Origin of the sequence: Haloferax mucosum ATCC BAA-1512, from assembly GCF_000337815.1 — an archaeon.
Taxonomy (GTDB): Archaea; Halobacteriota; Halobacteria; order Halobacteriales; family Haloferacaceae; genus Haloferax; species Haloferax mucosum.
On the sequence record NZ_AOLN01000006.1, the window covers coordinates 226,035 to 238,796 of the forward strand.

The window sequence follows — 12,762 nt, forward strand, 5'->3', positions numbered from 1 at the left end:
TTCGGCGCTCGTGGCTCGTTGTCCCCGCGGGTTCCGTTCCCGAGGGCTAAAAACAGTGACAGTCGTTGCCACCGAATATTTTTCCGGTGAAATTGACCTTAATGCCCCGTTAGCTTTACCCTGATTCCGCCGAATATTACGCTATGAACGTCCTTGTTGTCGGTGGAAGCGGATTCGTCGGAAGCCACCTCTGCCGCGAACTACACTCCCAGGGGCACGACGTGACCGCGATGTCACGGAATCCGGACGACGCGACCCTTCCGGATGGCGTCGAGACGGCAACCGGCGACGTAACGGACTACGATTCGATGGTGGACGAGTTCGAGGGGAAAGACGCCGTCATCAACCTCGTCGCGCTCACGCCGCTGTACAAACCCGAAGGCGGCTATCGGATGCACGACATCGTCAATTGGCAAGGGACCGAAAACGTCGTGAAAGCCGCCGAAACCCACGACGTGCCGCGATACGTGCAGATGAGCGCGCTCGGGGCGGACCCGGACGCCGACACGGCGTACATTCGTTCGAAGGGGAAAGCCGAGAACGCGGTGAAATCGTCGAGCCTCGACTGGGTTATCTTCCGTCCGTCGATAATCTTCGGCGACGGCGCGGAGTTTCTCACGTTCACGAAGCGACTCAAGCGCATGTTCGCGCCCGGACTCCCGTTGTATCCGCTCCCCGGAAACGGGAAGACGCGGTTCCAACCGATCTGGATAGACGACCTCGCGCCCATGTTCGTCAACGCAATCGAAGACGACGCCCACGTCGGCGAAACCTACGAAATCGGCGGTCCGGAGGTGCTCACGCTCCGCGAGGTGACCGAGATGGTGTACGATTCAGAGGGAAAATCGATTACCATCGTTCCGCTCCCGATGGCGCTCGCTCGACTCGGACTCACAACGCTCGGGTTCGTCCCCGGATTCCCGATGGGTGCCGACCAGTATCGGTCGCTCAAAATCGACAACACGGTTCCGGATAACGACGCGGACGACTTCGATGTCGATCCGTCGTCGATGCGAACACTCGGCGATTATCTCTCCGAACTGAATTAACAACGAAACAACCTATTTCGACGATTAATCAGTTCTAAACGACAACAGATTCGACCGTATCCGTGGCTCTCCCCGTGATAATGAGTGGTTAACGCCTCCATCGAGTCACTCAGTTTTTCCTGATAATCTGATAGAGCGCATACACTTGCCCATCACAACGCTTATGTCCGCGTTCGTACTGCAATTCACGCAATGGCGAGGGGACCGAACCTATGAAGCTCGCAATGATCGGATTCGGGCAAGCCGGGGGAAAAGTAGTCGACAAATTTGTCGAGTACGACCGCGAACGCAACGCCGGAATCGTCCGCGCGGCGGTCGCGGTGAACTCGGCGAAAGCCGACTTGCTCGGATTAAAGAACATCCCGAAGGACCAGCGCGTCCTCATCGGCCAGTCCCGCGTGAAGGGACACGGCGTCGGTGCGGACAACGAACTCGGTGCCGAAATCGCCGAGGAGGATATCGACGAGGTACAGGGTGCTATCGACAGCATCCCCGTCCACGAAGTGGACGCCTTCCTCGTCGTCTCCGGTCTCGGTGGCGGTACCGGGTCCGGTGGCGCGCCGGTTCTCGCAAAGCATCTCAAGCGCATCTACACTGAGCCTGTGTACGGTCTCGGCATCCTGCCGGGGTCCGACGAGGGTGGTATCTACACGCTCAACGCCGCGCGCTCCTTCCAGACGTTTGTCCGCGAGGTTGACAACCTCCTCGTGTTCGACAACGACGCCTGGCGGAAGACCGGCGAGTCGGTACAGGGTGGTTACGATGAGATTAACGAAGAGATTGTCAACCGCTTCGGCGTGCTCTTCGGCGCTGGCGAAGTCCAAGACGGACAGGAAGTCGCAGAGTCCGTCGTAGACTCGTCGGAAATTATCAACACGCTCGCAGGCGGCGGCGTTTCGACCGTCGGCTACGCGTCCGAAGACGTCGAGCCACGGAAGAATAAGAAGAGCGGCGGCCTCCTGTCGCGGCTCACCGGGGGCGACGAACCCGACGACAATCTCGACACCGCGCACACGACGAACCGAATCACCAGCCTCGTGCGCAAGGCCGCACTCGGTCGTCTCACGCTTCCGTGTGAGATCGAAGGTGCGGAGCGCGCGCTACTCGTGCTTGCTGGTCCGCCGGAGCATCTGAACCGGAAAGGCATAGAGCGCGGGCGGAAATGGATCGAGGAGCAGACCGGTTCCATGGAAGTTCGCGGCGGCGACTACCCGATTCCGGGCGCAGGGAAGGTGGCTGGTGTCATCCTTCTTTCGGGCGTGACGAACGTCCCGCGCATCAAAGAGCTACAGCAGGTTGCCATCGAAGCCCAGGACAACATCGAAGAGATCAAACAGGAGAGCGATTCCAATCTGGAGAACCTCGTAAACGATGACGAAGACGAACTGGAGTCGCTTTTCTAAGCTGGCGCTCGCGCTCGTCGTGCTCCTGTCGGTCGTTGCGGTTCCGACAGGTGCCGTGAGCGTTGCGTCTAACGACGTTCCGGACGAGACGGCGGTCGGTGAGAAAGTGACCGCGTCGGTCACGCTCAACGAACTGTACAAAGACCCGCAACTCGAATCGTGGACGCTCGCAGGGGAGACCGCACTCGAAGACGTGACGTGGACCGTCACGTACTACGACCAGACGGGCGCGAAGGTTGACCAGCAGTCCTTCGACGGGCAGAACTTCAGCGGCGCGCAAGTCGCCGCTGGTGACGGGACGAGCGAAGTCGAAGTCGCGGTGACGGGAACGACGCCCGAGGTCGAGGAGTTCTCCTACGACCCAGAACAGTCGTTCACGGTTATCTCGCTCGACCAGACCCGTGACGGAGGCTCCAGTAACGACATCGACACGTGGACCGCACACCACTACACGCAGGACAGCGCCGCCGCACGCGACAAACTCGACAGTGCGCAGGCGGCGATTGCCAACGCCGGTAGTGCGAACACCCAAGACGCACAGAACCAGTTCGACAACGCAGTCGAAGCGTTCGAAGGCGGCGAGTTCGGCCTCGCGTCGAACCTCGCTGAGGACGCAGAGACGAAAGCGAACAAAGCACAGCAGTCGAGTCAGACGACGCAACTGCTGATGTACGCCGCTGGCGGTCTCGTGGTCGTCGCGCTCATCGCCGGTGGGTTCCTCTACTGGCGGTCACAGCAGACCACGTACGATAAGCTGGGCTGATTCTTCGTGCGCGTCGTCGTCCCGTTCGGGGGCCGGTCCCCGAAGACGCGACTCGCGTCATTTTTCGATGCCGACGAGCGACGAGACTTCGCCATTTCGATGCTCCGAGACGTTCTCGACGCCATCGTTGACGCCGGCGGCGACCCAACCGTCGTCGCCGACGCGCCCGTCGAAGTCGAGGCTCCCGTCACAGTTGACGACCGACCGCTCTCGGCTGTCGTCGAAGACGAACTCGGAAGCGACGACCCGGTAGCCGTCGTCATGGCCGACCTCGCGCTCGCAACGCCCGCGGCACTCACCCGACTGTTCGAAACCGACGGCGACGTCGTCGCCGTGCCCGGTCTCGGTGGCGGGACGAACGCGCTCGTCGTCCGCCAGCCCGAGTTCTCGGTCGATTACCACGGCGCGTCGATTCTCGACCACCGGCGAATCGCCCGCGACGCCGGGCTCTCGTTCGTCGAACTCGATTCGATGCGACTCGCTATCGACGTGGACGAACCGACAGACATCGTCGAAGTTTTGTTACACGGAGCGGGGCGCTCTCGGGCGTGGTTATCGGACGCTGGTGTGACACTCGAATGTGGCTCGGGTCGAGTCGAGGCAGTCCGACGCCGCCGATAGGACCATAACGCTCCGAGATAAACATTGACTGGCGCGGTCGGCCGTCTGCCCGGCGGGAACTGAGGCAACGTTCGCCGCGCGCCCTCGCGTCACGAAGATGACGCGGGAACGAAGTGGAGTCCGACCGTCACGGCGACGCGAGTGACGCTCGCATGCGGTTACGAGACGTGACGGAGTTTCGGACGGACCGGGAAGTGTCTGGCACCAATGTCCCGGTCCCCTTCTCGACTTCTGTCTCTCGAACCGTCCGCGAGTGACACGCTTTTAGTGATTCGTCGCACACCGAGAGGTATGTTCCCGGGTGCCGACGCGTACGGAGTCGAGATTCCCATCGACGCCGCCGAAGTCGAGCGATTGCTCTCTGTCACCCCGGACGACGTCGAACCTCCCACCTCGCTGTCGTTCTCGCGGAACGTGTTTCTCCCCTTGACGACCGCGTGCCGGTACACCTGCACCTACTGCACGTACTACGACGTGCCCGGCGAGGCGACGCTCATGTCCCTCGACGACGTGCGAGAGGTAGTCCGAATGGGTGCCGACGCGGGCTGTACGGAGGCGCTGTTTACCTTCGGCGACGAACCCGACGCGCGCTACACGGAGATTCACCGCCAACTCGACGCGTGGGGTTACGACGACATCCTCGACTACCTCGCCGCCGCGTGCGAGGTCGCGCTCGACGAAGGGCTCCTCCCGCATTCGAACCCCGGCGACCTGACGCGCGAGGCGTTCACCGACCTCGCGCCGCTCAACGCCAGTATGGGCGTGATGCTGGAGACGACCGCCGACGTGACCGCTCACGCAGGTACCCGCCGGAAGACACCGGGACAGCGACTCAACACCATTCGCGCCGCCGGCGAAGAAGGCGTGCCGTTCACGACGGGCATCCTCGTCGGTATCGGCGAGTCGTGGCGCGACAGGGCGGAAAGCCTGCTCGCCATCCGCGCGCTCCACGAACGCTACGGTCACATACAGGAAGTCATCATCCAGAACGTCGTGCCGAACGAGCGGTCGAGCTTCGAGCGCCCGTCGCTCGAAACGATGCGCCGAGTGGTGTCGATGGCGCGGGTCGCGCTCCCGGAGGCCGTGTCGGTGCAGGTCCCGCCGAACCTCTCTGCGGCCGCCGAGTTGGTCGATTGCGGCGTAGACGACCTCGGCGGCGTCTCACCGGTCACCGATGATTATGTGAACCCCGATTACGCGTGGCCCGCGTTACAGGAACTCGCCGACATCGCCGACGAGGCGGGCGTCCCGCTCCGCGAGCGACTGCCGGTGTACGACCGCTTCCTGCCAGCGACCGCTCTGTCGCCGGATGCGACCGCCCGCTCGAACGACGAGTATTCTGCGGCCGAAACGGTCGATTCCGACTGGCTCGGAGCGCCAATCGTCGAGCGTCTCAGCGCCGACGACGTACACGCCAAACGGTTCCGAAACGTCGTCCGCGGGAACGGGCCGCTTTCGGTTCCGAAGTGAGCGTCGAAGGCTCTCTGACGCGGTCGAGAACGCAGAGGGCAGACGGGAGGGCGTGGTCATCGGCGGCGGAGAAGCATCGAAAAGAGCGCGACGACCATCGGGTACAGGGCGGGCGTCCGCCCGGAGAGTTGCGGGACGCGTTTTCTGACGGCGGTGTAGCCGACGCCGACGACGAGGCTGACGAGAAGCACCGCCCGAGCGCCGCTGTCGAGGGTCACGAAGCCCGGAATCGAGAGGGCGGCCGCGAGCGCGAGGTCGCCCGGCGACCCGTCGTAGGCGGCGAGTCGTCGGGGCGCGACCCACCCACCGGCGGTGCGGACGTAGATGCCGCGGTCGGTGGTTGCTTCCCACGGATTCGGTTCGCTGCTGCCGCCCGCGTAGTCTGCGGCGCAGTGGAGCGCGGCGGCGGCACTCCCGGTCGCGGCGGCAATCGCGGTCGGGTCACGAGTCGCCACTGCGAGCGCGCCGAAAAGGAGCGTTCCAGCCGCGAACAACTCGGGTTGATGGAGCGTCTTTCGGTGGACGCCGACGACCATATCGAGGTCCGGAAAGACGCCGCCGACGAGTGCGGCGACGACGACAAGCGGCGCGGCGGCCGGAGCGACGACCGCGACGGCGGCGGCGAACGCGAGGCTCATGGCCACGTGCGTCGGGGCCATCACGGGAGGGTCACCGCCGGTCGATTCTGTCGGTGCGCCATTACCACACATCCTCGGCGGCCGAGACGTATGAGGTTCGTGGTCTCGGACGGTGGAGTAGAGGCGAGCGGCGACGACTACTCGCCAGCGTGCTAGATGCCGAACCAGTCCGGCATCCGCTTTCTGAAGCCGGTATAAAAGAGCGCGACGGCGACGCCGGCGGCGACGACCACGCGAAAGACGCCGTCGAAGACGACGAACGGGACCACCGAGAAGACGAGCGTCAGCACGAAGTCTTCGGGTGCGCCGTCGTATCGAACGACGTATTTGGGTTCGAGCCACCGCTTTGCCGGGTGGACGTAGACCGCGCGGTCGGACGTGCGGTCCCACGGGCGGAGTTCGTCACCCGCGCCGAACCAGTCCGAAATCGAGTGGGCCGCGGCCGAGAGGAAGAAAAACGCCGGCGCGACGGTGAGCGCAGTTGGAGCGGCGACGGCGACAAGTCCGGTTCCGGCCGCGGCGACGGCGTAGTAGACCGGAAAGTGCAGACTCTTGCGGTGGACGCCGACGAAGAGGTCGGTATCGGGGAAGACGCCACCGACGAGCGCGCCGACCGCGCCAGCAGTCGCAAGTTCGGGTGCAATCCACGCGAGCGACGCGGCGAGGCTGAGACCCATCGCCGCGTGGGTCGTCGCCATCATCTCAATCGTCCGCCGTCGCGGGGCCGGTGCGGTCGAGAAGGGGAGTCCCGTCGGCGCGCGGGCCGAGCGTCGGGCCGTGCGGTCCCTCGTCTGGGTCGAGTGGGCGGTGGATTCGGTAGTCGGTCGAACGCTCGACCGGACGGCGACCGATTGCGGTTATCATGTCCACGTAGTCGTCGAACGAACGGAACTCGCCGAATCCGCCGCCGGCGCGCTTCGTGATCTCCTCGGAGAGAATCGTCCCCATCAGGTCGTCAGCCCCGCAGTTGAGGAGTTTGAGCGACTTCGCGTTCCCGAACTTTACCCACGACGACTGGATGTGGTCGATGTTGTCGAGGTAGAGCCGTGAGACGGCAATCATCAACTCGTCTTCGTCGTCCGATGCGCCCTCGGTGACGAGACCGCGGTCGTACAGCGGCGTATTTTGATAGACGAACGACAGCGGGACGAACTCCGTGATGCCGCCGTAGCGGTCCTGTAAGTCGCGGACGACATCGAGGTGCATTACGCGATGCATCTCGTTTTCGACGTGGCCGTACATGATAGTCGCCGTCACGTCGAGTCCGGCGTCCATCGCGCCAGCCATGCCAGCAACCCACTCGTCGGTTCCGATTTTCCCGGGACAGATGACGTCTCGGACCTCGGGGACGAGAATCTCGGCCGCGGTTCCGGGCGCGCTGTCGAGACCGGCGTCGGCGAGGCGGTGGTAGACGTCCTCGTAGGTCCAGTCGGTCCCGCGCTTTGCGTGATACGCCTCTTCGGGCGTCATCGAGTGAACGTGGACGCCATCGACCGACATGGCGGTCAGTTGCTCGGTGTAGGTTCCGGGGTCGGTGTCGTACGCGGCGGGCGGTTTGTAGTTCACCTCGGCGGGCGAATTGTCGTAGGTCTGGAGGATTTCGCGGTGTTCCTCGTCGAGGACGAGCGCCGGGTGGAGTCCGGAGACAGACGTGACCTCGTAGATACCCATCTCGACCGCGTCGGCGACGATATCGCGCGATTCCGCGGGCGTCTTCGTGAACCCACCGTGGTCCCCGTCGAAATCGGTTTCGAAGCGGTGAGCGGTGTTCTTGAAATTGCAGAACAGACAGCCGGTCGTACAGGCCGTCGTCACGTTGTTGTTGAGGTTGGCGACGAAGGTCACGTCGTCGCCGACCATTGCCGCTCGGCGGCGGTCAGCCGCTTCGAGGACGAGTTCCTTTCGGTGTGGGTCGATACCGTCGCTGTCGGTCCCCGTCGTCATGAGTTCGACGCCATCCGCGACGTCGAGGCGCTCGCCCGCCCGCGCCTTCGCCAAGGCGTTTTCGAACGACTGGTCGGTCTCCGGAACGTGTTCGAACCCGAAGTCGTCGTGGGCGGTACCGGTCATGGTCAATGAGGACGCGCCACGGTCGTAAAAGCGGGGTGGTACAGGAACTTCGGGCCGCCGAGAACGGGAGAAAGCATTAGGCCGCCCGGTGGTGTTGTGTCGGACATGGAGCACTCCCCGTCTTCGACGACTGACGCTTCCTTCGGCGACGAAGGTGAGAGTCTGCTGTTTTCGGCAGTCATCGGCGGCATCGTTAGTATCGTCCTTGCACCTATCCCGTTCTCACCGGTTCTCGGCGGCGCGCTTGCGGGCTATCTGACCGGAACGGACCGCACGCGCGGCGCGAAATCCGGTGGTCTCTCCGGCCTCATCGTCGGCATCGTTACTGCCGTGCTAACAATTGTTGGACTCCTGTTCTTCGGACTATTCGCTCTCGGGACCGCACCGAACGGTTTCGGTCTCGGTATCGTCGGCATCGTCATCGTATTGCTATTCAGCCTCCTTATCGGAGGTCTCTACACCGTCGGTCTCGGCGCGCTCGGTGGCTATCTCGGCGCGTACCTAAACGAAGAGTTCAACTGAGAGACTGTGTTTCGAATCGACATCGGTTCCGCTTCTTCTGAGACAGAGAGTCGAGCACTCAACCGCGAAACTACGACGAGAGCGTCGCGGAAGCCGAGGAATGTCGGAGAGGGTCGGAAGAAGAGACGAGAAAAATCGGGAAAAGAGAGGAGGGGCAGAGAAAAGCCGGAAGGGCCGGGAAAGAGCTGAAAAGGCCTGAAAAAGAGCCGGAGAAAGTCGAACAGTACCGAAAGTGCCGACGGAACCGCGTCGAACCGCCACCGCAGACCCGACTGCGAACGAGTCCCGTCAAACGAGTGCTTCGACCGCGGGGAGGAACTCCGTGAGGTCGTCGCGGATGACCCGGTCCGCCTCGCTGTCGTATTGGGTCTCGTCGAAGTTGACGACGACGAGCGAGCCGTCTTCTGCGGCGCGTCCGGCGAGTCCGGCCGCGGGGTGGACCGTCAGCGACGACCCGAGCGCGAGGAACACGTCAGCTTTGTCCGCCAGTCGATTCGCCTTGCTGTAAGCGACCTGCGGAAGTTGCTCGCCGAAGAGTACGACGTCGGGTTTGACGACGCCACCGCATTTGTCGCAAGTCGCCGGCACGTCGCCCGCGCGGGCCTGTTCGAGCGCCGCATCGGCCGCGAAGTGCGACTCGCAGTCCTCGCAGACGACCTGAGAGGCGTTCCCGTGGAGTTCGACGACCTCGTACGACCCGGCTTCGCGGTGGAGACCGTCCGTGTTCTGTGTGATGACTGTGTGGAGGATGCCCCGCGATTCGAGTTTTGCGAGTGCGTCGTGGCCGGTGTTCGGAGCCACATCGTCGGGGAACATGCGCTCGTGGAGGCGAACGCGCTCCTGCCAGAACCCCGCCGGGTCGTTGACGAAGCGGTCCCGGTGAAACGACGCGGGGTCGAACTCAGAGTTCCAGATGCCGTCGTCGCCGCGGAAATCGGGAACTCCCGAAGCGGTGCTCATCCCTGCGCCCGTGAGGGCCACCGCGACGTCCGCCTCGCGGAGTTGTTGGGCGACCCACGCGGCATCGGATTCGAGGGCAGTGTCCATAGCCGAACGGAAGCGCTCGCGGTGAAAAAGCGGCGCGATTTGTCGATATTCGAGTTTGTGTATACATCTTCCCCGCACAACTCTGAGATACGCATAGAAGTGGAAGGTTCTTAGTGGGACGAGCGTGAGAGGCGACCATGACCAGTGTGAAGGACTTTCGGGTCGAGGAGGAACCGACGGCGACCGAACTCGGCCGGGGCCGGTTCGTTTTTTCCGACCGTTACTCCGTGTTCGATTGGGGCGAGATGCCCGACCACATCCCGAACAAGGGCGCGAGCCTCTGTCTCATGGGTGCGTACAACTTCGAACTGCTCGACGTGAACCACATCCCGACGCACTATCTCGGGGTGTTCGAAGACGGCGAGTGCAAGGACCTCGACGAGTGCGAGTCGCCGCCGACCGAGATGGCGATCGAACTCACGCAGGTCCCCGACCTCCCGCACGAAGACGGCGCGTACGACTACGACGCTTACCACGACGCCGCCGGCGACAACTACCTCATCCCGCTCGAAATCGTCTTCCGCAACACCGTCCCGGTGGGGTCGAGTCTTCGCACACGCGGCGCGCCCGCCGACTACGGTCTCGACTTCGACGAGTGGCCTGACGAGGCCGTATCGCTCCCCGAACCGGTGGTCGAGTTCTCCACGAAGTACGAAGAACAGGACCGCTACCTCGACCGAGAGGAGGCCGACGCAGTCGCCGGCGCGGTCGGTCTCGACCGCCTCGAAGAACTCGCGCTCGCAGTGAATCACGTTCTCAACGAGCAGGCCGCGCGCGCGGGCTTCGACCACGAAGACGGGAAAATAGAGTGTCTGTACCACGACGGCACCGTCAAGATCGCGGACGTGGTCGGCACGTTCGACGAGAACCGCTTTTCGTACGGCGGCCAGCAGGTCTCCAAAGAGGTCGTCCGCCAGTACTACAAGCGCGTCCAACCCGACTGGGTCGATGCCGTCGCCGACGCGAAGCAGGAAGCCATCGAAACCGGTGCTCCCAACTGGCGCGAAGCGTGCGAAATCGACCCCGAGCACCTCCCGAGCGACATCGTAACCGCACTTTCGGACCTCTACTGCGCGGGGACGAACGCGTACGTCGGCCACGAGTGGTTCGACGCGCCGGACATCGAAGAGGCCGTCGCGCAGGTCCAAGAGTTATAAGACGCCGAAGCCGCGGCGATTACTCGTACTGCTCGTTTTTCACCGCGCCCTCCGGGTCGAAACAGACGAACTCGACGCGGTTTCCCTCGGGGTCAGCGAAGTACAGCGAGCGCCACTCGACCCACTCGTGATAGGCGAAATCGAGGTCGAGACCGTGCCCGTGCAGGCGCTCGACTTCTGTGTCGAAGTCCGCGGGGTCGATGCTGAGCGCGAAGTGGTCGATACTGGTCTTCGTTTGGTCGATCCCGGCGTAGTCGTCGAGTTGGGTGCGGTCAAAAAGCGCCACGATAGCTTCGTGGCCAGCGTGGCTCTCGCCGAGTCCGAAGAACACCGCGGTCCCGAAGTCGCCGAGCGGTTCACCGAGACCGACTATATCGCGGTAGAACGCGCACATCTCGGGCAGATTCTCGACGCGAAGTGCAAACTCACCGAGTGCGCGGGCGGCCCCGGGGCTGTCGAGTCGAGTCGCGTCGTCGGATGCGGGTACGTCAGTCATCGCCCCGACTGCGCAGGGTGATGGTAAAAGCGTTTGTCTCGTCTCAGTCTTCGGACTGTTCGAGCGTGAGCGTCTCCTGGTCGCCGAGGGCGTCGATGATACCGTCAACCGGGCGGTCGGGGTTCAACGCCTGTGCTTCGCGGGAGAGACCGAGTTGGTAGTCTTCGGCGTCGGCACCGGACCGAAGACTGGTGCGCCCGCGGTGGACGGTCACGTCGTCGTTGAGGTGGAGTTTCACCGCTTCGAGGAGCGCGTCGGCTTCGAGCGGTTGCCCGCGCGATTTTATTTCGTCGATGGTCGCGTCGTCGGGCACGTCGAAGGCCCGCTGGGCGATAATCGGGCCTTGGTCGAGGTCTGTCGTCACGTAGTGGGCGGTGACGCCCGCAATGCGAACGCCGCCTTCCTTGGCCTGTCGGTAAGCCGCCGCACCGGGGAACGCGGGGAGCAACGACGGGTGGATATTGATGATACGGTCCTCGTAGCGGAAGACGACGTTCGGGCCGAGGATTCGCATGTAGCGCGCGAGGACGATGAGGTCTACGTCGTACTCTTCGAGGAGTTCGAGCAGGTGGTCTTCGTCCGCGGTGCCTTTCTCGTCGCCGATGTCGTGGAAGGGAACGTCGTAGTGGCTCGCCAGCGGTTCGAGCGTGTCGTGGTTGCCGATGACGACAGAGATCTCCGCGCCGAGGTCGTCGTTCGCCCACGCCTCGAAGAGAGCTTCGAGACAGTGGGATTCCTTCGTGACAAGCACGGCGATTTCGCGCGTCTTGCGGTCCGACGGGAAGCGGACTTGGACATCGACGCCGAGGTCGTCTCCGAGGTCGGAAAGCGCCTCTCGGAGTTCATCGCGGGTGCAGGTCATCTCCGAGGTGTCCGCGTGAAGCGTCATCCGGAAGATTCCCTCGCGGACCGCTTGGTCGAGGTCCTCGACGTTGATTCCGCGTTCGAACAGCAGGGTGGTTACGTTCGCGATGAGTCCGGTCTTGTCTCCTCCGATGACCGTGATTTCGGTTAGTTCTCGCGTCATACCGTCACCTCCAGCTGTTCGAGGCTGAACATATACCGTCGTGCGTCGGCAAGCGGTAAACCGCTGTCGTTCTCCGCAACGAATCCTCTCGAACGACCGTGAGACACTCCGCGACGCGGTGGTAAGGCTCAGACGCCGACTCGTCGATTTCGGTGACAAAGTGTCGCCACGTAGTTAGTGGGCACATCTGTGCACAACAAACACGACCCAAAACCGTTTTTGCACATCACCGCGCATCGTCACCCGATGACCACCTACACCGCGACGGTGACGGTGCGCCTCAAGACCGGCGTGCTCGACCCGGAGGCGGAGACGACGAAGCGCGCGCTGGAACGACTCGGGTTCGAACTCGACGCGTTGCGCTTTACCGAGCGGTACGAAGTCGATCTCGACGCGTCGGACGCCGACGAGGCCGCCGACCGCGCCGACGAGATGGCCGAACGCTTGCTGGCGAACCCGACCATCCACGACTACGAGGTCGAGGTCTCCGAGGCCTGAG

Annotated in this window: 14 protein-coding genes; 8 read left to right on the forward strand and 6 right to left on the reverse strand. The window is 63.4% G+C overall.

Features of this window, described 5'->3' with window-relative positions:
• Positions 1-143: 143 nt before the first annotated feature.
• The 5 genes from C440_RS04135 to cofG all read left to right on the forward strand — a co-directional run bounded on the left by C440_RS04135 (position 144) and on the right by cofG (position 5,306).
• Positions 144-1,049 (forward strand): complex I NDUFA9 subunit family protein, encoded by a 906-nt coding sequence (locus tag C440_RS04135; protein WP_008318543.1) that lies wholly within the window; start codon positions 144-146, stop codon positions 1,047-1,049.
• 212 nt (positions 1,050-1,261) lie between these two features.
• Positions 1,262-2,452, forward strand: coding sequence for a tubulin/FtsZ family protein (locus C440_RS04140; protein WP_008318545.1), 1,191 nt, complete (start codon positions 1,262-1,264; stop codon positions 2,450-2,452).
• Positions 2,421-3,215, forward strand: coding sequence for a hypothetical protein (locus C440_RS04145; RefSeq protein ID WP_008318546.1), 795 nt, complete (start codon positions 2,421-2,423; stop codon positions 3,213-3,215). Before C440_RS04140 ends, C440_RS04145 begins: the two co-directional genes overlap by 32 nt.
• 6 nt (positions 3,216-3,221) lie before the next feature.
• On the forward strand, positions 3,222-3,836 hold the full coding sequence (cofC, locus tag C440_RS04150; protein WP_008318547.1) for a 2-phospho-L-lactate guanylyltransferase: 615 nt from the start codon (positions 3,222-3,224) through the stop codon (positions 3,834-3,836).
• Positions 3,837-4,127: 291 nt separating this feature from the next.
• Positions 4,128-5,306 (forward strand): 7,8-didemethyl-8-hydroxy-5-deazariboflavin synthase subunit CofG, encoded by a 1,179-nt coding sequence (gene cofG, locus C440_RS04155; RefSeq protein ID WP_008318548.1) that lies wholly within the window; start codon positions 4,128-4,130, stop codon positions 5,304-5,306.
• A gap of 56 nt (positions 5,307-5,362) precedes the next feature.
• Here the strand turns inward: cofG and C440_RS04160 are convergent, their stop codons facing one another.
• The 3 genes from C440_RS04160 to cofH all read right to left on the reverse strand — a co-directional run bounded on the left by C440_RS04160 (position 5,363) and on the right by cofH (position 8,014).
• Positions 5,363-5,965: a hypothetical protein gene (locus C440_RS04160; RefSeq protein ID WP_008318549.1), complete on the reverse strand. Its 603-nt coding sequence runs from the start codon at positions 5,963-5,965 to the stop codon at positions 5,363-5,365.
• A gap of 131 nt (positions 5,966-6,096) precedes the next feature.
• Positions 6,097-6,645 carry a metal-dependent hydrolase gene (locus tag C440_RS04165; protein WP_008318550.1) on the reverse strand — a complete coding sequence of 183 codons (549 nt, stop codon included), beginning with the start codon at positions 6,643-6,645 and terminating at the stop codon, positions 6,097-6,099.
• Position 6,646: 1 nt separating this feature from the next.
• Complete coding sequence (cofH, locus tag C440_RS04170; protein ID WP_008318551.1) at positions 6,647-8,014, reverse strand: 7,8-didemethyl-8-hydroxy-5-deazariboflavin synthase subunit CofH; 1,368 nt, start codon at positions 8,012-8,014, stop codon at positions 6,647-6,649.
• Positions 8,015-8,119: 105 nt separating this feature from the next.
• On the opposite strand from cofH, the gene C440_RS04175 reads away from it, so the two are divergent.
• On the forward strand, positions 8,120-8,536 hold the full coding sequence (locus tag C440_RS04175) for a DUF5518 domain-containing protein (protein ID WP_008318553.1): 417 nt from the start codon (positions 8,120-8,122) through the stop codon (positions 8,534-8,536).
• A 288-nt stretch (positions 8,537-8,824) separates the two neighbouring features.
• Here C440_RS04175 and C440_RS04180 read toward each other — a convergent pair whose 3' ends face one another.
• Positions 8,825-9,583, reverse strand: a complete 759-nt coding sequence (locus C440_RS04180) for an NAD-dependent protein deacylase (RefSeq protein ID WP_008318555.1) — start codon at positions 9,581-9,583, stop codon at positions 8,825-8,827.
• A gap of 137 nt (positions 9,584-9,720) precedes the next feature.
• Between C440_RS04180 and C440_RS04185 the strand changes: the two genes are divergently transcribed.
• A complete protein-coding gene (locus C440_RS04185; protein WP_008318557.1) occupies positions 9,721-10,740 on the forward strand; it encodes a phosphoribosylaminoimidazolesuccinocarboxamide synthase in 1,020 nt (339 codons plus the stop codon).
• Between the two features lie 19 nt (positions 10,741-10,759).
• On the opposite strand, the gene C440_RS04190 is transcribed toward C440_RS04185, so the two are convergent.
• Positions 10,760-11,236 carry a VOC family protein gene (locus C440_RS04190; protein ID WP_008318558.1) on the reverse strand — a complete coding sequence of 159 codons (477 nt, stop codon included), beginning with the start codon at positions 11,234-11,236 and terminating at the stop codon, positions 10,760-10,762.
• Between the two features lie 43 nt (positions 11,237-11,279).
• A complete protein-coding gene (locus tag C440_RS04195; protein WP_008318559.1) occupies positions 11,280-12,263 on the reverse strand; it encodes a formyltetrahydrofolate deformylase in 984 nt (327 codons plus the stop codon).
• A 246-nt stretch (positions 12,264-12,509) separates the two neighbouring features.
• Between C440_RS04195 and purS the strand changes: the two genes are divergently transcribed.
• Positions 12,510-12,761 carry a phosphoribosylformylglycinamidine synthase subunit PurS gene (gene purS / locus C440_RS04200; RefSeq protein ID WP_008318560.1) on the forward strand — a complete coding sequence of 84 codons (252 nt, stop codon included), beginning with the start codon at positions 12,510-12,512 and terminating at the stop codon, positions 12,759-12,761.
• Position 12,762: the final 1 nt, after the last annotated feature.